We start from the raw sequence: 22,411 nt of genomic DNA, 5'->3' as shown, positions 1-22,411 counted from the left end.
CGCTTAGTGCGTGGCCTTGAACACCTGACGGTAGTGATGCAGCAGCGGCTCGGTGTAACCGCTTGGCTGCACGCAACCTTCAAAGATCAGGTCGCGTGCGGCACGGAATGCAACCGAGGCCGCAAAATCCGGCGCCATCGGGCGATAGGCGGGATCGCCGGCATTCTGGCCGTCCACCACCGCAGCCATCCGGCGCAGGGTTTCCTCGACTTCCGCCGGCTGCACCACGCCATGACGCAGCCAGTTGGCGATGTGCTGGCTGGAGATGCGCAGCGTCGCACGGTCTTCCATCAGGCCGACGTTGTTGATATCCGGCACCTTGGAGCAGCCCACGCCCTGCTCCACCCAGCGCACCACATAACCCAGGATGCCCTGACAGTTGTTGTCGAGTTCCTGCTGGCGCTCTTCCGCCGACCACTTTGCTTCCGCAACCACCGGTACGGTCAGCAGACCGTCCAGCAGGCTGTCGTACTCGGCATCAAGATCGATCTTTTCGAGTTCCTGCTGCACGGCCTGAACATTGACCTGGTGGTAGTGCAGCGCATGCAGCACGGCGGCGGTCGGCGACGGCACCCAGGCGGTGTTGGCACCGGCCTTCGGATGGCCGATCTTCTGTTCGAGCATCGCGGCCATCAGGTCGGGCATCGCCCACATGCCCTTACCGATCTGGGCCTTGCCGCGCAGGCCGCAGGCCAGACCGACCAGCACGTTGCTGCGCTCATACGCCTGAATCCAGGCCGAGGACTTCATGTCGCCCTTGCGCATCATCGGGCCCGCTTCCATCGCGGTGTGCATCTCGTCGCCAGTGCGGTCGAGGAAGCCGGTGTTGATGAAGGCCACGCGATGGCTGGCCGCTGCGATACAGGCCTTGAGGTTGATACTGGTGCGACGCTCCTCATCCATGATGCCCATCTTCATGGTGTAGCGCGGCAGCCCGAGCAGGTCCTCGACACGTCCGAACAACTCGTCGGCAAACGCGACTTCGAGCGGTCCGTGCATCTTGGGTTTGACGATGTACATGCTGCCGGTGCGCGAGTTGCCCTTGCGCTCACGGTCGTGCAGCGAAATCAGGGTGGTGACGACGCCATCCAGAATGCCTTCCGGAATCTCGTGGCCTTCGCCGTCGATGATGGCCGGGTTGGTCATCAGATGACCGACGTTGCGGATGAACAGCAGCGCACGGCCATGCAGACGCAGCGCGCCGCCGTCTGCAGCGGTGTATTCGCGATCGGCGTTGAGACGGCGGACGATGGTCTTGTCGCCCTTGGCCACTTCTTCGGTCAGCGTACCCTGCATCAGGCCCAGCCAGTTGCGATACACCACCACCTTGTCTTCAGCGTCGACCGCAGCGATCGAGTCTTCGCAGTCCATGATGGTCGACAGTGCAGCTTCCATCAGCAGGTCGTTGATGCCGGCCGCATCGGTCTTGCCGATCATGCCTTCGCGATCGATCTGGACTTCGATATGCATGCCGTTGTTCTTGAGCAGCACGGCCGTGGGGGCAGTGGCCTCACCGACGAAACCGACGAACTTCTCGGCTTGCTGCAGGCCGACGGTACTGCCGTTCGCGAGCCTGACCGCGAGCTTGCCATCGACGACGGCGTAAGCGGCAGCGTCGGCATGCGAAGCACCGGCCAGCGGCGCGGCCTGATCGAGCACCTGACGCGCAAAAGCGATGACCTTGGCGCCGCGAACCGGGTTGTAGCCCTTGGTGATCTCTGCGCCGTCGGTCTGGGCGATGGCATCGGTGCCGTAGAGGGCGTCGTACAGCGAACCCCAGCGTGCGTTTGCGGCATTGAGCGCATAGCGCGCGTTCATCACCGGCACCACCAGTTGCGGGCCGGCCTGCGAGGTGATCTCGCTGTCCACGTTGGCGGTATCAACGCTGACCTCAGCCGGGGGCGGCAGCAGATAGCCGATCGACGTCAGGAAGGCACGATACCCCCCCATGTCTTCGATCGGACCCGGATGTTCGCGATGCCAGTTGTCCAGTTCAGTCTGCAAACGGTCGCGCTCAGCGAGCAGCGCACGATTTTTCGGCGCAAGATCATGCACCAGCGCATCAAATCCGGCCCAGAAGGCGGCTACATCGACGCCGGTACCCGGCAGGGCTTCGGTTTCGATGAATGTCTTGAGCTTGGCAGCCACCTGCAGGCGCCCGCAGTTCACGCGTTCGGTCATGTCTCTCGTTCTCTCGTTGTCGTTGATCAACAGGCTTGCAGCAGCGCCACGGCCCTGCGCACCCGCAGCAGATCACCCCGGACACACCGGTCTGATCGCCACGCCAGCACAGAAGGATAAACGCTCGCCGCCTTCGCGGGTAGATCAAGGTGCCTTTACGACCGAAATCTCTTGCAGTGCAGCACGCCCGCGGACCGGCTCGCACAGGTGCAGAACCGTCGGACCGGCCACGAAATCGAGACCCAGCGCATGCACGAGCGTGCGCTCCTGCTGCTTGATGCGGCGCAGGTTCGCAAGCTTCACCGGGCCAAAGCCTCTGATACCGTCGGCCAGACCTGCCAGCTCGACTGCCTGTGAAATGTTCGCGCTCGTGAGGCGCGGCAGCAGCGCCCGGATGGTCCGGGCGTAGTCCGCAGCCAGTTCGCGTTCCATGCGACGCTCCTCGCTGCGCCCGAAGATATCGAACATCGTGCCACGCACGACCTTGGCCCGTGCCAGCAACCGGAGGAGCGGCATCAGACGCGGCCCGAAGGTGAGCTTGCGCGGACGCCCGCTGGGGCCGGGACGCGACAGCAGCGGCGGCGCCATGTGAAACTGCAGACTGAATTCATCCTCGAACTGCTCGTTCAGCGCTGCATCGAACTGCCCGTCGGTAAACAGCCGCGCAACTTCGTACTCATCCTTTATCGCCAGCAAGCGGGCATGGACACGCGCCACCACCGGGCTCAAGCGCAGGACGCCAAGCTCGCCCACGAGCTTGCGCTCGGCCCGTTCGACCTCGTCCACCAGCGCCCGGTACTGACTGGCATAGGCGGCACTCTGATAGGCGGTGAGCATCGCGACCCGTGCATCGACCAGTGCCGCCAGGGATTCGCCCTGCCCCTCGTCGGGCTGCACAGCGGAATCGGGCGTCGTGCCGGCAAGCGCCGCCAGCCCTTGCGGATCGCCCGCGGCGAGGCGCCCGAGGCTGAACGCGGTGAGATTGGTGGCCACCGCCACCCCGTTGAGCTCGATCGCGCGCGCCAGCGCCTCGAGCGAAACCGGCACCAGCCCCTGCTGCCAGGCGAATCCGAGCAGCAGGATGTTCGCGCCGATGGTGTCGCCGAGCATGCGCACCGACAGCGCCTGTGCATCACAGGTACTGAGCTGTGCCGCGCCTGCGGCATAGCGGATCTTTTCCAGCAGCGCCTCAACATGAAGGTCGGCCTCGGGATCGAGCACGAACTTCGCGGTCTGAATCTCGTGCAGATTGGCAACGACACGGGTGCGCCCATGCTTGATCGTCTGCAGCGCATCGTTGCTCGCGCCCACCACCAGATCGCAGGCAATCACCGCATCGGCCTGCTGGGTGTCGATCCGCACCTGATTGAGCGCGCCGGAATCGGTCGCCATGCGCACGAAGGACAGCACCTGCCCGCCCTTCTGCGCGAAGCCCATGAAGTCGAGCACAGACGCAGACTTGCCCTCCAGGTGCGCCGCCATGGTGACGAGCGCACCCACGGTCACGACGCCGGTGCCACCGACACCCGTCACCAGCAGATCGTAGGGGCCGCTCCATTCGTGCTTCGCCGGCAGCGCAAGCGCCGCCACCCGCGCCTGCAGCCTGTCCTCGTCGAAGCTGGCACCGACCGCCTTGCGCACCTTGCCACCGATCACCGACACGAAGCTGGGGCAGAAGCCCTCGACACAGGAATAGTCCTTGTTGCACGAGGACTGGTCGATCATGCGCTTGCGCCCCAGCGGCGTATCCAGCGGCACGATGGACAGGCAGTTGGACTGCTTGCCGCAATCGCCACAGCCTTCGCACACCGCTGCGTTGATGAACAGCCTGCGGTCGGGGTCGGGGTAAGCCTTCTTCTTGCGCCGGCGCCGCTTCTCAGCCGCGCAGGTCTGATCGTAGATCAGCACACTGACGCCCTTCACCTCGCGCAGTTCGCGCTGCACGGTGTCGAGTTCGCTGCGGTGATGAAAGCTCGTGCCACGCGGAAACTGGCCTTCGTGGCCCTTGAACTTCTCCGGCTCGTCGCTGACCACCACCACCCTGCGTGCGCCTTCGGCCTCGACCTGACGCGCGATGGCGTCGACCGTCACCGTGCCGTCTACCGGCTGGCCGCCCGTCATCGCCACCGCGTCGTTGTAGAGAATCTTGTAGGTGACGTTGGTCCGTGCCGCAATTGCCTGGCGGATGGCGAGAAAGCCGGAGTGAAAATAGGTGCCGTCACCCAGGTTCTGGAACACGTGCGGAGTGCGGGTAAAGCCCGAGTGCGCCACCCAGTCGACACCTTCCCCACCCATCTGAATGAGGCCGGTGGTCTCGCGGTCGGGCATCCACGAGGCCATGAAGTGGCAGCCGATGCCGGCCTGCGCATGCGAGCCCTCGGGCACACGGGTCGAGGTGTTGTGCGGACAGCCGGAGCAGAAGTACGGCACCCGGCGCACGCCGTCGGCCACATTCGACAGCAGCGTCGGCGCGGTGAAATCCTCGACATGCTCGCGGCGATCCAGCACCGGACGATGGCGCGCCAGCCAGTCGGCCAGCACCGGCATCACCCGCGACGGCCGCAACTCACCCAGCGCGGACAGCAAGGGCGCACCGCACTGCGCGGTCTTGCCAAACACTTGCGGTCGGCGCGCAGGGTCGTCGTTATAGAACAGGTTCTTGATCTGCTGCTCGACAAAAGGCCCCTTCTCCTCGACCACCAGGATTTCCTTCAGGCCAGTGGCAAAAGCACGCATGCGCCCCGGCTCGAGCGGAAAGCTCTGCCCCACCTTGTACAGGCGGATGCCATTGGCTTCCAGATCGTCCATGCCAAGCCCGAGTCGGCGCAGCGCTTCGAGCAGGTCGAGGTGCGCCTTGCCACAGGTGACGATGCCGACGTCGGCCGACGTCGCCGGACACAGCAGGCGGTCGATCGAGTTGTGGCGCGCGAAATGACGCGCAGCGTCGAGCTTGGCGGCGAGGCGCTGCTCAATCACCAGGCTTGGCAGATCGGGCCAGCGATAGTGCAGCCCGCCTTCTGGCGGCGTGTAGTCCGCTGGCGCCTCGAAGCGGGCCCGGATCGCATCCAGATCCACCGTAGAGCCGCTCTCGACCATCTCCGAGATCGCCTTCAAGCCTACCCAGCAACCGGAAAAGCGCGACAGTGCCCAGCCATACAGACCAAACTCGATCATCTCCGCCACCGAGGCCGGATTGAGCACCGGCAGGCTCCACGCCTGCAGGGTGAAGTCGCTCTGGTGCGGCATCGACGACGACACGCAGCCATGATCGTCACCGATCACCGCAAGCACGCCGCCATGCGGCGAAGCACCATAGGCATTGCCGTGGCGCAGTGCGTCGCCGGCCCGATCGACGCCCGGCCCCTTGCCGTACCAGATCGCAAACACGCCATCGACAGTGCGCTCGGCATCGCGCTCAACCTGCTGAGAACCCAGCACGGCAGTCGCGCCGAGTTCTTCATTGACGGCAGGCAGAAAGCGGATGCGGTTGGCATCGAGCAGTGGCTTCACTTTCCACAGCTGCTGGTCGTAGGCGCCGAGCGGCGACCCGCGGTAACCGCTGATGAAGCCGCCGGTGTTGAGCCCTGCAGCATGATCGAGCGCAGCCTGCATCAGCGGCAGGCGCACCAGCGCCTGGGTACCGGTCAGGAAGACCTGGCCGCGGACGGCCTCGAGATTGTCGGCGAGACGGTAATCGCGATTCACCATCGTCACCGACGTGGTCGCAGCCACGGTGAGCGTGTTCATGGGCGTGTCTCCTGTTGTGGTCCGGCACACTGCCCACAGCGCACCGGCCTGCTTTTATCAGCTTTGATTCGTATTGCCGGATTTGGCTCCCGGCGATACGAGCAACAGGGTTATCGTAGGCCCATGCGCGCCCACGGTGCGTGCATTGTTTGCACCAAAACACGGGATCGACGAAGATTTCGTGCATCAAATCCAAACAAGATGCACGAACCATGATCGATCTCGACAAATACGACCTGCAACTGCTGTCCGAACTGCAAACCGACGGCCAGGCGTCCAATGCGGTGCTCGCCGAACGCATCCATCTGTCACCCTCACAGGTCAGTCGTCGGGTGCAACGACTGGAGCAGTCCGGATTCATCGAGCGCTACGTCGCGCTACTGCGCCCGGCCGCCATCGGTCTCGGAGTGACCGCGTTCGTCAATGTTTCGCTGGAACGTCATGGCGAGGTCCACACCGATGCCTTCACCGACGCAATTCGCGACATGGAAGAAGTGCTCGAATGCTTCGCCATCAGTGGCGAGGCAGACTACCTGCTGCGGGTCATGACCCCGAGCCTGCCCGCACTGTCGGATTTCATGCTGCACCGCCTGATGCGGATCGGCGGGGTGCGCAGCGTCAAATCGAATATCGCGCTGACCGAACTCAAGCGCAGCACGAGACTGCCGCTTGATCACCTCGGCAATGCGCCGAAGGCAAAAGCCACCTGAAAACAGCACCAGGAAAAAATTGCAGCCGGCCATCGAAAACTGCGCGTCGACAGCCGGCTGCAACACCATGACCTGTTTGCTCAGAGCGCCATGATCACCGACTTGGATTCGGTGTACATGTCGAGCACGGCACGCCCCATCTCGCGCCCGATGCCGGACTGCTTGTAACCGCCGAAGGGCATCGCGTTGTCCAGGATGTTGTGACAGTTCACCCAGACCGTGCCCGCCTTGATTCTGGGGATCAGGCGATGAACGCGTGACAGGTCGTTGGACCAGATGCTGGCGGCAAGGCCGTAAGGCGTATCGTTGGCGCGACGCGCGACTTCGTCCAGGTCGTCATACGGCATCGCCACCACCACCGGGCCGAAGATCTCCTCGCGCACCACCTTCATGTCGTCGCGCGTATCGACCAGCACCGTGGGTTTGACGAAGTAGCCCTCGCCGCCACCGGCTGCGCCGCCGACGGCCGCCCGTGCGCCCTCGTCGTATCCGCTCTGGATGTAGCCGAGCACGCGCTGCTGCTGAATGGCCGAGACCAGCGGCCCGACCTGGGTCGAGGGATCGATACCCGGCCCGAGCTTCATGGCCGACGCGATGCCCGACAGCCCTTCGACCACCTCGTCAAAACGGCTCTTGTGGATGAACAGGCGCGAACCCGCTGTACACACCTGGCCCTGGTTGAAGAAGATGGCCTGCGCGGCACCTGCGGCCGCTTTCGCCGGATCGGCGTCATCGAGCACGATCACCGGGCTCTTGCCACCAAGCTCAAGCGAAACCCGGGTCATGTTGTCCAGCGCCGCCTTGCCGACCAGTTTTCCAATCTCGGTCGATCCGGTAAAGGCGACCTTCTCGATGCCCTTGTGTCCGGCCAGCGCCGCACCGGCGGTATGGCCATGACCAGTCACCACGTTGAGCACACCGGGGGGATAGCCCGCTTCGAGCGCCAGTTCCGCAAAACGCAGCGCGGTCAGCGGCGTTTCCTCGGCCGGCTTGAGCACCATGGTGCAGCCGCAGGTCAGCGCCGGGGCCACCTTCCATGCAGCCATCAGCAGGGGGAAATTCCACGGAATGATCGCACCGACCACGCCGACAGCCTCGCGCCGGGTAAAGCCGAACAGCTCACGCTCGCGCATCAGCGGCACCGAGAGATCCATGGTCGAGCCTTCGATCTTGGTCGCCCAGCCTGCCATGTAGCGCAGGAAGTCGACTGCAAGGGCCACATCCACGTGGCGCGCCATCACCACCGGCTTGCCGTTGTCGAGCGCCTCGATTTCGGCGAGCTCCTGCGCGTTGGCCTCGACCAGATCGGCAAATTTCAGCAGCAGGCGCTCACGGTCGACCGGACGCATCTTCGACCACTCGCCAGACTCGAAGGCCTGACGGGCAGCCGCCACCGCGCGGTCGATATCCGCTGCCGCACCGGCCGGCACCGCCGTAAAGGGCTGGCCGCTGGCCGGGTCAATCACCTCGAGCGTCTCACCACTCTGGGCATCGAGCCATTCGGCGCCAATCAGCATGCGCTTCGGTCGCGCCAGAAACTGGCGGGTAGCCTCACTGATGAACTGCCCTTGATATCGTTCCATTCACATGTCTCCTGGTGTTGTTTTTGATGATGTTGCGGTTAAACGGATATAACTCAGTCGTCCTCGGGCCCTGTGCGAATCAGGCCACCACGCGCCGCAGCAGTCGCACGCGCCTGCTCGATGGCCGGCAGGCCGAGATCGAGCTGACGTGCCAGTCGGTTCAGCAGGCGGCGCTCCATCCCCGCAAGCACGCCATCGGCATACGCGACCTCCCACAGCAGGGTCAGAATTTCCTGGCGTTCGGCCGGATTGAAACCCGTCCGCACGGCCTCGCCAAACTCCCAGTCGTCGAGCACCTCGGCGAAACGCTCGTCGGCGACCCTGACCAGTTGCTCCGCCGTAGCGCCACGCAGGTGGAAGTGGTCCCGCAGCAGGCGGGTAACGGCGGCATGCTCGTCTGCGCTTGCCTTGTGGTCGACGTACATGGCTTCGAGCAGCAGCGCCGCAACGGCGATGTGACGCCGCTCGAAGGGGCCGGCCTCGGTCGCCTCTGCTTCGAGATCCCCACGCAGCAGGGCAATTAATCGGTTCAACATCTGCACCTCTCCTTGTCAGTTCCCGCCGCCAACGCGCTCTACACCGAGTTGTCCGGCCACAATCAGGCCACCGTCCGCCGCGAGCGCCACCGCAGCGAGGTTCTGGCGATCGGCACGAATTTCGGTCGCGAAACGCTCGCGCCCGCGCAGCACCAGCCCACCTGAACCGACCACGATCAGGCCGCCATTGGCATCGACGACCGCAGCACTCAGCGACTGCCCGCTGTCGTGCTCGAACACCTGAAAGCTGTCGCCCCCATTGGCGCTGACCAGCACCCTGCCACTCATGCCGAGCAGCACGATTTCTCCGTTCGCACCTTCCAGCCCGTTCCACAGCGAACCCGAGACGCCGGTCGTGAGCGGATGCCAGGAGTCGCCACCGTCGGCAGAGCGAAACGCGAGCCCGAACTCGGCCGTCGCAAAGAGCACGCCGTTCCTGGTGGCAAAGATATGGTTGAGGTGCATGTCGGTATCGCGACCGCTGCCGACCACCATCGGCGACCAGTTGCGACCGCCATCGACTGTGCGCCATGCGCTGCCGTAGGCCCCGACGGCAAAGCCCTTTTCCGCAGAGACGAAATGCACCGACAACAGCACCGGCTTGTCTGCAAGCTGCTGTTGCAGGGTCCACTTGACGCCGCCATCGGTGGTGGCCAGCACCACGCCGCCATGCCCCACCGCCCAGCCGCGCTCGGCATCGACGAAATGCAGCGCAGTGAGCAGCGTGCTCACCGGCACCTCGGCCTGCTGCCAGGTCTGGCCATTGTCGGTGGAACGCACCACGGTGCCATACGCACCGGTTGCCACCAGCGCATCGCCGGCCCGTACCAGGCCGGTCAGCGCGACCTTTGCTGCCAGCCGGGCCTTCATGGCCGGCACCGGGGCTGGATCTGCGGCCTGCACGCCTGCGCCGGGCGCCGCGATCACCAGCAGCGCGCAGATCAGACGCATCAATGGAAAACACTTCTTCATCGTGAATCTCCTCAATGCGCCATCAGCGGGGCGCGCACCGGCCCCCGGCGCGGAATCAGCATGTCGATCGTGACCGCGAGCGCTGGCAGCAGCGTGATGGCCATGATCATGTTCATCATGAACATGAAGGTCAGCAGCATGCCCATGTCGGCCTGGAACTTGAGCGCGGAGAAGGACCAGGTGGCGACCCCGATCGACAGCGTCACAGCGGTGAATACGGTGGCGACGCCGATCTCGCGCAAGGCCTGCTTGAAGGCGGTGACGATGTCCTCGCCATGGGCCATGTGCATCTGCAGCCGGTTATAGATGTAGAAGGCGTAATCGACGCCGATCCCCACCGCCAGCACCATCACCGGTAAGGTCGCCACGGTCAGGCCGATGTCGAGCTCCTTCATGAACCAGTAGCCGAGGAAGGTGGCCAGGGTGAGCGGTACGCAACAGGCGATCATGGCCCGCCAATCGCGATACACCAGGAACACCAGCACCAGGATCGTCGCGTATACGTAGAGCATCATCGGCAACTCGGAATGCTCGACGATCTCGTTGGTTGCCGCCTGCACCCCGGCGTTGCCGCTGGCGAGCCTGACGGTGACGCCGTCGAAGGGCTGGGTGTCGCGGAAGTGCTTTACGGCGGCGACCACGCCTTCGATTGTCGATGCCTTGTGGTCCGAAAGGTAGAGATTCACCGGCAGCACGGTGCAGTCGGCATTGAACAGCCGCAGCCCCTCGGGCACCTGACGCACCGCTTCGCCCATCGTCAGTTCGTCCAGCGGCAACGCCGCCCACTTCGGGTTACCCTCATTCACACCCGAGGCCGCAAGTTTGGCCAGCGTCGGCAGCGACTGCGCCGAGAGCACGCCGGGCACATTGGCCAGCTGCCAGGTCAGGCGGTCCACATGGCTCATGATGTCGTGGCGGTAGCAGCCGTCAGTCGGTGTCTCCACCACCACCGTCAGCAGATCGAGGCCCAGGCTGTAGTGATCGACGACGGCTTCCACATCCTGGTTGTAGCGCGAATCGTCATGCAGCTCGGGCGCACCTGGCAGCACATGCCCAACGTGACGGCCCTGGCTCTGCCACACCGCCACGCCCATCAGCAGCGCACACACGAGGGTGCCGATGGCGGCATTGCGTGGGCTGGCAATATGCACGCCGAGCGAAGCCATCATGCGGTTGCGCAGGTGTTCGACCTTGCCCGCACGCAGCACGAAGGCATCGTCGAAGCGGAAATAGCTTGCCAGCACTGGCAGCATGATCAGGTTGGTGACGATCTTGTACGCCACCCCTACCGAGGCCGTGATCGCCAGCTCGCGGATCATCGGGATCGGCACCAGCACCAGGGTGGCGAAGCCGACGAAGGCCGTGATCAGTGCCAGCGTGCCCGGCACCAGCAAGCCGGTGAAACTGCGGCTGGCCGCGGTATAGCCGTCGGCGCCGTTGATCACCTCCTTGGCGATGTAGTTCACCTGCTGGATGCCGTGAGACACACCAATGGCGAACACCAGGAAGGGCACGAGAATGGCCAGCGGGTCGAGCCCGAAGCCCAGCAGCGTGATTGTGCCGAACTGCCACACCACGGACACCAGTGAGCACGACAAGGGCAGAAAGGTGAGCAGCCACGAGCGCGTATACCAGTAGACGGCGGCGGTGGTGAGGAGGAAGGCGAGCGCAAAGAACTCGATCACGCTGGTAGCGCCTTCGGAGATGTCGCCCATCTGCTTGGCGAATCCGATGATGCGGATACGGATATCGTCATCCGAGAAGGCAGTGCGCAACTCCTTTTCCAGACGCTGGCTGAACTCGAAATAGTCGAGGCGTTCGCCGGTCTGGGGGTCGGGGTCGGCCAGTTCGGCCACCACCATCGCCGATGACGAATCGTTGGCCACCAGACTGCCGACAAAGCCACCGATGATGGTGCGCTCGCGGATCGCGGAGATGTTCTCCGGCGTCAGCGCCTTCACCGTGACATCGCCGCCGATCACGTCTTCGGCCTTCATCCCTTCTTCGGTGATCTGTACCGCCCGGGTGTTCGGCGTCCACAGCGAACTCACCGTACGCCGATCAACCCCCTTCATGAAGAACAGGGCCTGGGTAACGTCGTACAGTCTGGTCAGCGCCTTCTCGTTCCAGATGTCGCCGCTCTTCGCCTCGACCGTGACGATGATGCGGTTGGCCCCGAACAGCACCTCACGGTACTGGTTGAAGGTCTGAATGTATTCGTGGTCCTGCGGCAGCTGCTTGTCGAAGCCGGCGCTCATGTGAAGCCGCGCGGCGAAGGTCGCCATCACCGCGGTAAACACCAGCAGCGCAAGCAGGATCGGCAAACGGAACCTGAAGCAGAAACGCTGCAGGGCCAGGACTGATTTCTCGATCATGTTGGGGAGTCCATTGGTCCGGGGCCGGACCGGATACAACCGGCCCCGGCACTGCGCATCAGAACGAGTAGGAAATGCTCGCGGAAATGAAGTCGCGATCACGCATCAGGTTGTTGGCACCGCCTCCATGGAAGTTCACCCACTGGATGGCCCCCTTCCACGCATCGCGGTAGTTCGCGAACAAGGAAAGCGTGAGCGCCTTGCGCCCCTCGACAAAGGGAATCGCGTTCGGGCTGGTGCCCGAGACGTCGTGATACCAGTCGATCTGCGGCGTCAGCGTCACCCCGCTGCCAAAGGCGTTGGGGTAGTTCAGGCCCATCTCGAACACGTAGCCCCACGACGTCTTGTCCGGCAGCGAGTAGTCAGGCAGGAAGTAAGGCGTGCGTCCGCTGCGGTCGAGGCCCGGGTAATGGGTGACGGCCGCTTCGGTGAGAATGAAGCCATCGCTGGCGCCGACGGCCTTGGCCAGACCACCCAGGGGGTCGTTGTGCGAGAAGGTGTAGAAGCCGGTCAGGTGGAACTGATACTTCTCTTCTTCCACAAAGCCCGGATGGCTGCCCACGTCGTACACGCTGTTCTTGTCGTAGCTGCCGCCGAAGATCGAGCCGAAGGGTACGGTCGGGTCGATACCGACGCTGTCGCGCGGACGGTAGGACAGCTCCGCGCCCACCGCCACGTTCAGCAGCTTGGTGTTGGCCGAGATCGCGTAGAGATCCTTGTCCTCGCCGTAGGCGACGTAATAGCCGGTCACCGCGCCACTGCGATTGCCGGTGAAACCGAGGAAGGGCAGCTTGTCGTGGTAGCGCTGATAGGTGAAGGCAAACTCGGTATCAATCTCTTCCGCGTTGTAGCGGAAGTTCACCCCGTACTGGCCGCTGTCACGCGGCTTCTCGGTGCCGACATAGGGGACTGCCGTGCCGTTGGCGAGCATCTGCGCGTCGGTCAGGCCGGAACTGTCGCCACAGGGCCCCGGAATACCGAAATCGTTACAGATCGACGTCGGCAGGTAGGCGACGCGCCGCCCCTTGCCCAGCACGTCGGCCGCAGAGAAGAAGGTACCGGAGGGGTCGAACTTGAAGCTGTTCCAGCCGAACTGGTAGTAGGCCTCCATGCCCAGCGACTCGGTGATGCCGAAGGAACCGGACAGCATCGGCGCCGGGATGAAGATCTCCTTCAACTGCGTGCCCGGAACATGGAACTTCTGCAGGTCGATCGCGTTGATCTGGTTCACACCACCGAGGATGAAGATGTCCTCTCCCCAGGAGATCACCTGGTTGCCGAGCTTGACCTTGCCGTACTGATCACCGATGGAAAAGCTCTTCGCCACCCAGGCGTCGAGCAGGGTCACGTCACCGGACGCTTCGCCAGCGACGTCGGTGCGGCGGGTATCGTCGGCCTTGAAGTCATTGAACCAGGTAAAGCGGGCCAGCGCGCTCCAGCCGCCGGGGTACTTCAGGGCGAGATCGTGCGTGCCCTTCAGCGCAGCCGAGAACACATCGCCCTTCTTGTAGTTCAGATTACCGTCATCGAAGTTGGTAAAGTTGAAGTCTGCATTGGCGTAGCCGGTACCCTTGGCCAGGCTGTAGACGTTCGACAGGTCGTTGTTGGTGCCGTTGTTGCACCCCCCGCTGTCGTTGCCCAGCGTGGAGCAGCCGGCAGACGAAGTGCGGGCGCTCACACCGAAGGACACCGTACTGTCAAAAGCGCCCGACAGGCCTTCCTCCGAGCCGAAACGAAAGGCATGACTGCTTGGTGCCCACAATGTCGCGGCCACCGCGAGCGCAAGGGTTGAGGGAGCGAGGGCGAACGCCGCCCGACGATGTGAAATCGTCTGTGTCTTCATGGAAGTCTCCTTGGGTCTGGGGTCGGGTCAGCGCTCGCCGCGGCGACGCATCTGGTCGGGGCTGAAGGTGGCCTGGTTGATACGCCCCTCCTTCGCCGCGGTCAGGTCGATGACTTCGCCTTCGGCCGTCCAGTTGTCCACCACGTAGCGTCGGGCGACGAGGTCATACATCTGGGTTTCATAGGTGATGCAGGCACCGACATCGGGTGCCGCCCACAGGCTGCCCTCCTGTACCCGCCACAGATTGCCCTTGGCGTCGTACATGTCGACCTGCAGCAGTGCCCAGGAGTCCTCATCGAAGTGGAACACGCGCTTGGCGAAGGAGTGGCGCTTGTCGGCTTTCACCGTGGCCTCGACCACCCATACGCGGTGCGGCTCGTAGCGCATGAAGTCACGATTGACGTAGTCCGGGCCGACCATATCCTTGAACTTGTTCTTCTTGTCGATCAGCTTGTAGGAGTTGTACGGAACGAACATCTCCTTCTTGCCGACGAGCTTGTAGTCGTAGCGGTCGAGCGCGCCGGTGAAGACGTTGATCTGGTCCACGAAATACAGGTTGTCGAAACCCGCAATCGGGTTGTCGTAAGCAAAGGTTGGCGAGCGGCGCACGCGACGCTGACCGGGGAAGTAGATCCAGGCGTCTTGCGGCTTGTCGAGGTAGGCATGAATCAGATAGCCCTCACCCGCACGCGATGCGGGGGACAGGACTTCGTACAGCAGCATCGATTCGACCCCTTCGACATCGGCCGGCCCGGTGACCGCAGGATCGTTGAACGGATAGAGCTCGAAGGCCCACTGCTTGTTCTCGGAGTAGCCGCCATCCTTGTCCGGCAACAGGGCCGAGATCTGCGCCCTGCGCCCCATTCCGGTATAGCGCAGCTTGTAGTTCCACATCGCCTCGGCCCCGGTCTTGGGGATGGCAAACGGGATGCCGCCGCCGAGCACCTGCTCGAGCTGCCAGCCATCGGCACCGAGTTTCGCCGCGCTCGCGTTCTTCTTTGTCTGCTGGGCGACCACATCCGGCACCGGACAACTGCGCCGGCTAGGGTAGATGTCCATGCGGTAGCCCTTGTAGGCCTTGATCAGTGCGAGCTGGCCGGGCGACAACTTGTCCGCATGCTTGTCCACGTTCGAAGCGTCGATTGAAAACAGCGGCTTGTCGTCCTTGTACGGATCAACACTGCCCGCCTTCCAGCCCGCCGGAACCTGCGTCATGCCCCCGGTCCAGGCGGGAATGCTGCCATCTGCATTCTTGCCCGCCTCGGCACCAATCGGGGTCAGCGTCTTTCCCAGACTGGCCACTTCGGCGTCGGTTGGGGCCGCATGGCTCAGGCCACTGCCCAGCAAACCTGCAATCAACAGCGCCAGAACTGCAGGGCGCATCGGATTTCTTGTCGTTTTGTCCATGTTGCTCGGTCCTTACAAGGTAGAAAGAAGAATCGATCTGCACCGGCCCCTACTCGATGCGAACCCCACGCTCTGCCAGCTTGCTGACGATGGCGCGCCGGGCGGCGCTGACGTCACTCAGCGGCTGACTGCGCAAACGGGAAACTTCGGCTTCGGTGTATGGCGCCAGATCGGCAGGCAGCGTTTCTGCGGAAAATGCCTGCAGCATCCAGTTCAACATGCGGGCGATATCGGCATTGTTTAATGCCGAGTTCGAAGTGCCGGGCACCTTCACCAGAAAGTCGCGCCCCTCCGGAATGCCGGCAAAGTGCCCGATCTGCCCGCGCATGGTCGGAACACCGCCTGACTTCGCGCCACTGCCGTCGGCCTGATGGCAACCCGCACAATTCAGGATGTACTGGTAGCGCGCCTTACCCGCTTCGGACGCGTGCGCTGCGCCTGCTGTCAGGGAAGCACCCAGCAGTGCGGCCCAAACCAGTACGCCTGTCCGACCCGCCGCAAGCAGCCTGTTCATGTCCGCCCTCAGCTCTTGACGTCTGCCAGGCCGACCACCGTGGCCATCGTGCAGTGGAACATCGTCGAGTCGTTGGCCATGCACCAGTTGATGTCGTTATGCAGGCCCATGCGGTAGCCCGGCATCTCGCGTTCGTTGGTGTTGCAGAAGCAACGCCCGCAGGAGGTCTTGCCGCAGCAATCGTTGTAGCTGATGAGGTAGTCCTTGCCGTCCTCGGGGTTATGACAGGTGCCGATCCACGACACCTTCGACGCCTCGGTACCCGGCGGGCAGCTCGACGCGGTGCCGCCGCAACAGTTGCACAGGTAGCCGTCCTGTGCGCAGTAGCGCCAGTATTCGCAGTCCTGATCGGTCGGCAACTTGCCCGCCGTCTTCTTGGACGCGGTGGCGCCTGCAGCCTGGGCCGTGCGATCGAAAGGCAGCACCGGCAGCACGAAGGCCGAACCGACAAGCAGCTTGCCGATGCCGATCAATGCGCTGCGCCGTGAGGCGCTTTGCGCAACCTTGCGCGTCTTGCGTTCGAAGAATTCATCCAGCCATTTCATTTGCGTTCTCCTTGTCTCTTCGGAATCAGGCCTTGCCCGGCTGATCGAGGTAGGCCTGTACCGAGGCCACACCCATTTCCTTGGCGGTGAAAAGGCTTTCGAGCTGCTCGCGGGAGTTGACCAGCCCCTTGGCGGCGATCCGGCCCTGCTCGTTGATCAGCACCGCATACGGGAGCTTTGCCACTCGATAGGCAATGCCGAGCTCGCGCGAGAGCGCATAGGGGAAGTCCTGCAGCCCGGCCTTGTCGTAGAAGGCGAGGTGTTCCGGCTGCTCGCCATCCGAGGTGAGCACCACCCGCATCCAGCTGCGCTCGGTCTGATTGGCCGAGCGCAGGATCGGCAGCAGCTTCTTGCACACCGGGCAGGTCGGCGACAGGAAGAACAGCAGCGTGCTCTTGTCACCGGGCAGGCCGAGCGAGATGCGATCGCGGCTATTGGTGAGGTGCGGGAGATCGAACACCGGTGCGGCCTCACCCACCTGCGGGCCGGTATCGAGCATCAGCGCGCCCATCGGTGCAACACGCTCGTAGAGCACACCAATCTGCCGCGCCAGGGCAAACAGTCCGACCAGTGCGGCAAGCACCGCAATCCACAACAGGACGTTCGAAATCATCAGGGCTTCATTCATGATCCGCTCCTCATTTGGGCGAGATGGGGTTGGTTTGCGAGCAGCTGGTTGGCTGCCGCGTAAAGGGTGAGCAGCATCAGGGTGCCGCCGGCAACGGAGAGGTAGTCGATCCACACCAGGCCGCGATCGGTGCCGAGTTGTGCGCCGACCACAAGCAGGCCCAGAAGCACCGCATTGCGCGCCACGAGCAGCCAGGACAGGCGCGTGTGGCCTTCGGCACCGCCGCAACCGCAGTCGATCTCGGTGTGACCGCGGGCAACATTGATTGCGACGCCGGCCGTTGCGCTGCCGAGCACGAGCACGCCGAGTACAAGGCCCAGCGGACGTGACGCATCGAACAGCAGCGCGACGCCGGCCATCGCTTCAAGCACCGGAAACAGACGGGCAAACAGCGGCACGAGCGATTCGGGCAGCAGCCGGTACAGCTCGACCGAAGCCTCGAACACCACCAGGTCGCGCAGCTTCTGCCACGCCCCCACGATCAGGATGACCGCCAGTGCGGCGCCACAGGCACGCGCCAGCACCGGGTCGATGGCAAGGGCGTCCATCAGTGCAGCTCCATCATGGTCGGTGTCACGCCGACGCCTTCCATGCGACCAATCAGCTTCAGCGCTGCGCTGGCATCGTAGGCGGCCATTGCGCCGGTGACGCCGTCATAGGCAAAGAGCCGGGGCTTGTCGCCTTTGCTCACCGCCAGTGCGATCGCGTTGCTGCCCGGCGCCCGCGTCACACGCTTCTGCGTCTTCAGATCGAAGCCCCAGATCTCCTTGGCCGGGTACTTGTGGCTGCCTGCCTTGGCGCCGTCATGCATGCCGACGAATACGCGCCCGCTGGCGTTGTGCTGGGCCAGCAACTGGTAGCCGCCAGGGCGCCAGCCCGCCTTGCGTTCGGCGGCCGTGAGCAGCGACCACTTGGGGTCGAAGGTGGCGACCGCAGCGCCAAGGTGTGCCGTGTAGATATCGCCGCCGTAGGACACGAAGCGATAGGTATCGCCGTCCTGCTCACCGTGGATGAAGATGGGATCGATGTCGGGATCGAAGAACTTGGCGCTGCGCTGCTGATCGACCGCCTGCCCCTTGTCGTCGAGACTTACGGTGAGCATGGTGCCGTCGCCGCAAATGGTGGAGAAGCGGTTGGAAACCGACTCGGCAGGCAGCAGGATCCAGCACCCGGGCAGATCAATCTGCGACATCACGCTGCGCGCTTTCAGATCGATGACCGTCACCGATATCGCTGGGGTGGCATTGAGCACGTACAGCCAGCGCCCATCGGCGGAGGTGCGGATGGTGCCCTTGTAATGCAGGGATTGCGCATGAATGGGCGGAATCACGATCTCGCCGGTCTTCACCAGCGTCTGCGCATCATGGATGTCCACCGTATCGGTGCGCTCGCCTGACGACAGCCGCGAGTAGTAGGTGGTCGCGACATAGACCTCGCTGCGGTCTGCCGACAACACAGCCTGCCCGGCATAGCCGGCAGCGATCACGCCGAGGTACTTCATGTTCTTGCCGTCGAGCACATGCAGACGTCCATCGACGATGTGGTTGATCGCGATATCGGACAGGTAAATGCGGTAGGGATCGGGTGGCGCAAGCTTCTCCACCGAGGGAATTTCCACGGCCAGCTCGGCGTTTGCGGATGCACCCGACAGGGCAATCAGCAATGCGGCCGCGCAGGTCTTCAGGGCGCGATATCGAACCACGACTGAGCTCCTTGCAACCCGGCACACCTGGTCTCGCGAACGGACCCTGGTGATCGCCGGCGTTTCTCGTATTGCCCGACCGGTTTTTGCAACCAGCCGGACCCGCTTCTCATCACCGTCAGATTTGATCCAGATCAAAATGACGGGGTGAGCGGATTCTGGGACGAGACAGGAACAGCCCGGTAACCGAAAACGGCAAAGCCCGATTCGGCTGAAGACGAGGGGGCGACGCCCCCAAAGTGATAGTGCAGCGCACCATCATGGCGCGCCCCGAGAAAACTTCGGGCGCGAACAGAAAGTGGTTTTCAAGCGCGAAAATTCGGTTTAGTCTTAAAACACATTGCTTTATATAACGATAAATATTCCTGATTCACGGGGAAGAGAGACTGACCATGGAGCATCCTGCACTCGCCGTCCGCGCAGACGGCGAGCTCATCGTGCGCGACCCGTCCACCCGCAGCTCACGTCGCACGGACTGGCGCCTCGGCAACAAGACCCGGCCCACCTTGACCGCCTTGCGGCAAAGCCCTTACCTCAAGGCGCCATCCAGCCTTCAGGACTGCATGCAGTTGGCCGATGCCTTGCCATTGGCATGGCACAAATGGTGCTTCGAGAGCAGATCCTTTCGCCCGAGCGGAGTACCGAACGCATGACATCCTCCGCCTCCACGGGTGCAGAAGAAGCCTTCAGTGCGCAGCGCCGCACAACGCACGATGCGGACGATCATGCGTCCTGCCTCAGGAACTGGAAACAGCAGTACGACCAGCTCACTGCAGGCGCTTTTTCAGGGCATTTCGAAGAATACTGTTTCGAGAGTCTGCAGATCTTCCGCGAGCGGACCAACCAGTCCGTGCATGAAGTTGGCCAGAGCTGGAAGGGGTCGCGCACCTTCGGCGTACCGGTGGAGATCGACGGCAATGGCTGGTACTGCGGAGAAATACTCGACATCAATTCGTTCGTGACGCTCAAAGGCGGCGAAGAGATGGATTTCCGTACGCCGAAACTGCAGGAGATTCTCGGGGTAACGGCCGATGCCAAGGCACTGAACAACTACGCGTTGCAGGTCGAGCATCGCGACCTCGAAGCCGAACTCGAGGGCAAGCGGGTTCTGCCGACTTCACCCGAGCAGGCCGCTGCGCTGCGGGATTTCCTCGGAACCGTGATTTCGAGCCTGCGCGCCACGCCCGAGATGCTCAAGCATGCAGCAATGCGCAAAGCGCTTGAGCAGGCCGTCTACGGGAGCCTGCTATCCACCATCAAGCCAGCGCTCGAGAATCGCTCCACCCCGTCATGCCGTGCCCGGCAACTCGTTGTTGAGCGCACCCGCGAATACATGCAGGCGCACATCGAGGAGCCCTTCACCATCGCCGACCTGTGCGCCGAACTCCGGGTTTCGCGCCGCACCCTGCAGTACAGTTTTCAGGACGTACTCAACCTCAACCCGGTGAGCTTCCTGCGGGCGCTGCGCCTGAATGGCGTGCGCAGAGCGCTCAAGGCGGCCCCTGCGGTGTCGACTTCGGTCGCAGACGTGGCTGCAAAATGGGGATTCTGGCACCTGTCCCACTTCGCCTCGGACTACAAGGCGATGTTTGGCGAACTACCGTCGGAAACGCTGCGAAACACGACGCTCCGGCTCGGCTGACGCAAAAATCACGGGTGCTGATGCACCATACGGATTCGCGCAACGCAGCATGAGCACCAGCCGCGTGCATGACCGACACCGCTTGGCAAGGGCCGCCACACGAAACCCGCCCAGACCTTCAGCGAGTAGCCCAAATCGGCAATCGGCAGGGGCGGATCACTTGCCGATATCCGTCCCAAGACCTGCGGATGTCAGCGCGCGCAGTCCGATTACGTCCGGAAAGGCACCGAGGAGTTCAGCCAGCACGGCCGGATCCGGCCTTGGAATCGCTTCGAAAGCAGGACGCGCATACAGATAGCCCTGGTGCAGCGTGATACCGAGATCAAGCAGGCAGCGCGCCTCTTCCAGCGTTTCCACGCCCTCGGCGATCAGGGTGCATGGCAGCTCGCGCGCAAGGGACACCATGTGGGCAACGATGATCCGGCGCACGCGATCCTTGTCGATATTGCGGATCAGGTCCATGTCGAGCTTGAGCACATCGGGCTGCAGGCGGATAAGCAGGTTGAGGCCCGCATAGCCCGCACCGAAGTCATCCACTGCCGTGCCCATGCCCATCGCGCGATACTCGTCGACGATGCGCCGCAGATGCCCATCAGCGCGCACCTCCTCAACCTCCGTAATCTCGAACTGCAGACGCTCGAGCGGAAAGCCGACCCGCGCAGCGGCCTCGACCGTCGCGCGGATGCAGGCCTTCGGCTCATACACCGCATTGGGCAGAAAGTTGATGCTCAGACGTCCGGGCATGCCGAGGCTGTGGGCAAGCTCGATTGCGCGGATGCGGCACTGTTGATCGAAGGCGTAGCGATTTTCGTCGGTCACCTTGGACAGAACCGAAAATGCCCCTTCCCCATTGACCCCTCGAACAAGCGCTTCCCAGCCCCAGACATCAGCGGCGGCAAAGTCGTAGATCGGCTGAAATGCCATCGAGAAGGAGAAGTCGAGCGCTGCGATATCACGGCAGCGATTGCACCCAGGAGCAGGGCCACTGTTCATGCTTGTCATCCGTAGGTTTGTCAGCGCCAAGAATAGCAGGATCGGATCATGGCGCTTGTGTAGTTGTCCCTGAATCAGCCGCAACGCAAACGTCTCGATCGACTTGGCCGCTTCTTCCGGTCTGACGCCACCGCTCCGGATTGCGCCCCATGGTGGTTCATCCAGGGTCACAACAGTCCCCATGTCGGGGCGGAAGCGGCTCAAAAGAAACGCCTCGTAACGGTCTCACCCGCAGAAATCAGCGCAAAAAGGGGCAGTTCGGGACCTGGCACGGCTCCTGCTAAGACTGGCCTAACTGGTCTGACCAGTCAGGCCATCACACTCAGAGACCCCGATGCCAAGCATTGCCAACCTCGCAGCCCAGGCGCTTCAGCGCCGCATCATCGACCGGGAGTTCCCTAACGGCAGCGCCCTGCCCTCGCAGCGCGAGCTTGCCGAGCAGCTGTCGATCAGCCGTGCATCGCTGCGCGAAGCGATCTCCACGCTCGAAGCGCTGGGTCTGGTGCGCACACAACCGGGAAAAGGTGTTTTCGTCACCGCCGGCAGCCGCCGCGACCCTGCGCACCCGCCGCGTGGCATCGCGAACATGACGCCTCAGGCGCTGATCGAGTTCCGTGCCGTGCTCGAACCGGCCTGGGCCAGCCTGGCCGCACGCCATATCGACGCCGAAGGGCTGGCGCAGCTCGAGGCGATACAAACCGGCATGGAACATGCACTCAAAGCCTGCGACCTGGTGATGGCCGCCGACTGGGACCTGCAGTTTCACCTGCTGCTTGCCGAGCTGTGCGGCAACCCTGGCCTGGCGAGCATTGCAAACCAGTTCAGCGAACAGATCGGCCACTCCCTGCGCCTGCCCTTTTCCGATCCTGCCGGGGTCTGGGAGCCGGCCGACGAACACCGCCGCATCATCGCTGCAATCTCGGCGGGCGATACAGCCGCGGCCGGTGCAGCAATGCGCGCACACCTTAGCGCCGCCGCACGTCGCGTCGGCATCGATTCACCCGAGTTCTGACCCTTTCCTCACATCAACCCC

General features: G+C 63.4%; 18 protein-coding genes. 4 read left to right on the top strand and 14 right to left on the bottom strand.

The window, feature by feature from the left end:
- Positions 1-3 precede the first annotated feature (3 nt).
- Entirely contained in the window at positions 4-2,181 is a 2,178-nt protein-coding gene (locus CEW87_RS13020; RefSeq protein ID WP_108973600.1) for a malate synthase G, read from the bottom strand.
- Positions 2,182-2,325: 144 nt separating this feature from the next.
- Entirely contained in the window at positions 2,326-5,928 is a 3,603-nt protein-coding gene (locus CEW87_RS13015; RefSeq protein ID WP_108973598.1) for an indolepyruvate ferredoxin oxidoreductase family protein, read from the bottom strand.
- A 212-nt stretch (positions 5,929-6,140) separates the two neighbouring features.
- Here CEW87_RS13015 and CEW87_RS13010 point away from each other — a divergent pair, with 212 nt between their 5' ends.
- On the top strand, positions 6,141-6,638 hold the full coding sequence (locus CEW87_RS13010) for an Lrp/AsnC family transcriptional regulator (protein ID WP_108973596.1): 498 nt from the start codon (positions 6,141-6,143) through the stop codon (positions 6,636-6,638).
- 80 nt (positions 6,639-6,718) lie between these two features.
- Here the strand turns inward: CEW87_RS13010 and CEW87_RS13005 are convergent, their stop codons facing one another.
- From CEW87_RS13005 to CEW87_RS12955, 11 genes are read right to left on the bottom strand one after another with little or no spacing between them, the layout of a single operon-like run.
- The gene (locus CEW87_RS13005) at positions 6,719-8,221 is read right to left on the bottom strand and encodes an aldehyde dehydrogenase family protein (protein WP_108973594.1); all 1,503 of its coding nucleotides are present in this window, start codon (positions 8,219-8,221) and stop codon (positions 6,719-6,721) included.
- A gap of 53 nt (positions 8,222-8,274) precedes the next feature.
- Positions 8,275-8,757 carry a TerB family tellurite resistance protein gene (locus CEW87_RS13000; RefSeq protein WP_108973592.1) on the bottom strand — a complete coding sequence of 161 codons (483 nt, stop codon included), beginning with the start codon at positions 8,755-8,757 and terminating at the stop codon, positions 8,275-8,277.
- 15 nt (positions 8,758-8,772) lie between these two features.
- The gene (locus CEW87_RS12995; protein WP_108973590.1) at positions 8,773-9,729 is read right to left on the bottom strand and encodes a WD40/YVTN/BNR-like repeat-containing protein; all 957 of its coding nucleotides are present in this window, start codon (positions 9,727-9,729) and stop codon (positions 8,773-8,775) included.
- Positions 9,730-9,740: 11 nt separating this feature from the next.
- Entirely contained in the window at positions 9,741-12,104 is a 2,364-nt protein-coding gene (locus CEW87_RS12990; protein ID WP_108973588.1) for an efflux RND transporter permease subunit, read from the bottom strand.
- Between the two features lie 58 nt (positions 12,105-12,162).
- Positions 12,163-13,947, bottom strand: coding sequence for a DUF1302 domain-containing protein (locus CEW87_RS12985; protein ID WP_108973586.1), 1,785 nt, complete (start codon positions 13,945-13,947; stop codon positions 12,163-12,165).
- Between the two features lie 27 nt (positions 13,948-13,974).
- Complete coding sequence (locus tag CEW87_RS12980; protein WP_108973584.1) at positions 13,975-15,354, bottom strand: DUF1329 domain-containing protein; 1,380 nt, start codon at positions 15,352-15,354, stop codon at positions 13,975-13,977.
- 49 nt (positions 15,355-15,403) lie between these two features.
- Positions 15,404-15,868 (bottom strand): c-type cytochrome, encoded by a 465-nt coding sequence (locus CEW87_RS12975; RefSeq protein WP_108973582.1) that lies wholly within the window; start codon positions 15,866-15,868, stop codon positions 15,404-15,406.
- An 8-nt stretch (positions 15,869-15,876) separates the two neighbouring features.
- A complete protein-coding gene (locus CEW87_RS12970; protein WP_108973580.1) occupies positions 15,877-16,413 on the bottom strand; it encodes a methylamine dehydrogenase light chain in 537 nt (178 codons plus the stop codon).
- A 25-nt stretch (positions 16,414-16,438) separates the two neighbouring features.
- The gene (gene mauD, locus CEW87_RS12965) at positions 16,439-17,041 is read right to left on the bottom strand and encodes a methylamine dehydrogenase accessory protein MauD (protein WP_108973578.1); all 603 of its coding nucleotides are present in this window, start codon (positions 17,039-17,041) and stop codon (positions 16,439-16,441) included.
- Positions 17,038-17,589, bottom strand: coding sequence for a MauE/DoxX family redox-associated membrane protein (locus CEW87_RS12960; protein ID WP_199917014.1), 552 nt, complete (start codon positions 17,587-17,589; stop codon positions 17,038-17,040). Before CEW87_RS12960 ends, mauD begins: the two co-directional genes overlap by 4 nt.
- Positions 17,589-18,743, bottom strand: coding sequence for an amine dehydrogenase large subunit (locus tag CEW87_RS12955; RefSeq protein ID WP_108973576.1), 1,155 nt, complete (start codon positions 18,741-18,743; stop codon positions 17,589-17,591). Before CEW87_RS12955 ends, CEW87_RS12960 begins: the two co-directional genes overlap by 1 nt.
- A 392-nt stretch (positions 18,744-19,135) precedes the next feature.
- Between CEW87_RS12955 and CEW87_RS12950 the strand changes: the two genes are divergently transcribed.
- Both CEW87_RS12950 and CEW87_RS12945 read left to right on the top strand, forming a co-directional pair.
- Positions 19,136-19,396 (top strand): hypothetical protein, encoded by a 261-nt coding sequence (locus tag CEW87_RS12950; protein ID WP_108973574.1) that lies wholly within the window; start codon positions 19,136-19,138, stop codon positions 19,394-19,396.
- Positions 19,393-20,385 carry a helix-turn-helix domain-containing protein gene (locus CEW87_RS12945; RefSeq protein WP_108973572.1) on the top strand — a complete coding sequence of 331 codons (993 nt, stop codon included), beginning with the start codon at positions 19,393-19,395 and terminating at the stop codon, positions 20,383-20,385. The genes CEW87_RS12950 and CEW87_RS12945 overlap by 4 nt, the downstream gene beginning before the upstream one ends.
- Positions 20,386-20,541: 156 nt before the next feature.
- Here the strand turns inward: CEW87_RS12945 and CEW87_RS12940 are convergent, their stop codons facing one another.
- Positions 20,542-21,378 (bottom strand): EAL domain-containing protein, encoded by an 837-nt coding sequence (locus tag CEW87_RS12940; protein ID WP_234421531.1) that lies wholly within the window; start codon positions 21,376-21,378, stop codon positions 20,542-20,544.
- Positions 21,379-21,712: 334 nt separating this feature from the next.
- Here CEW87_RS12940 and CEW87_RS12935 point away from each other — a divergent pair, with 334 nt between their 5' ends.
- Complete coding sequence (locus CEW87_RS12935) at positions 21,713-22,390, top strand: FadR/GntR family transcriptional regulator (RefSeq protein ID WP_108973570.1); 678 nt, start codon at positions 21,713-21,715, stop codon at positions 22,388-22,390.
- Positions 22,391-22,411 lie beyond the last annotated feature (21 nt).

Source organism: Parazoarcus communis, from assembly GCF_003111665.1.
Lineage (GTDB): Bacteria > Pseudomonadota > Gammaproteobacteria > Burkholderiales > Rhodocyclaceae > Parazoarcus > Parazoarcus communis_B.
The sequence above is the reverse complement of the archived record's forward strand: the minus strand, read 5'-3'. Positions and strand labels throughout refer to the sequence as shown.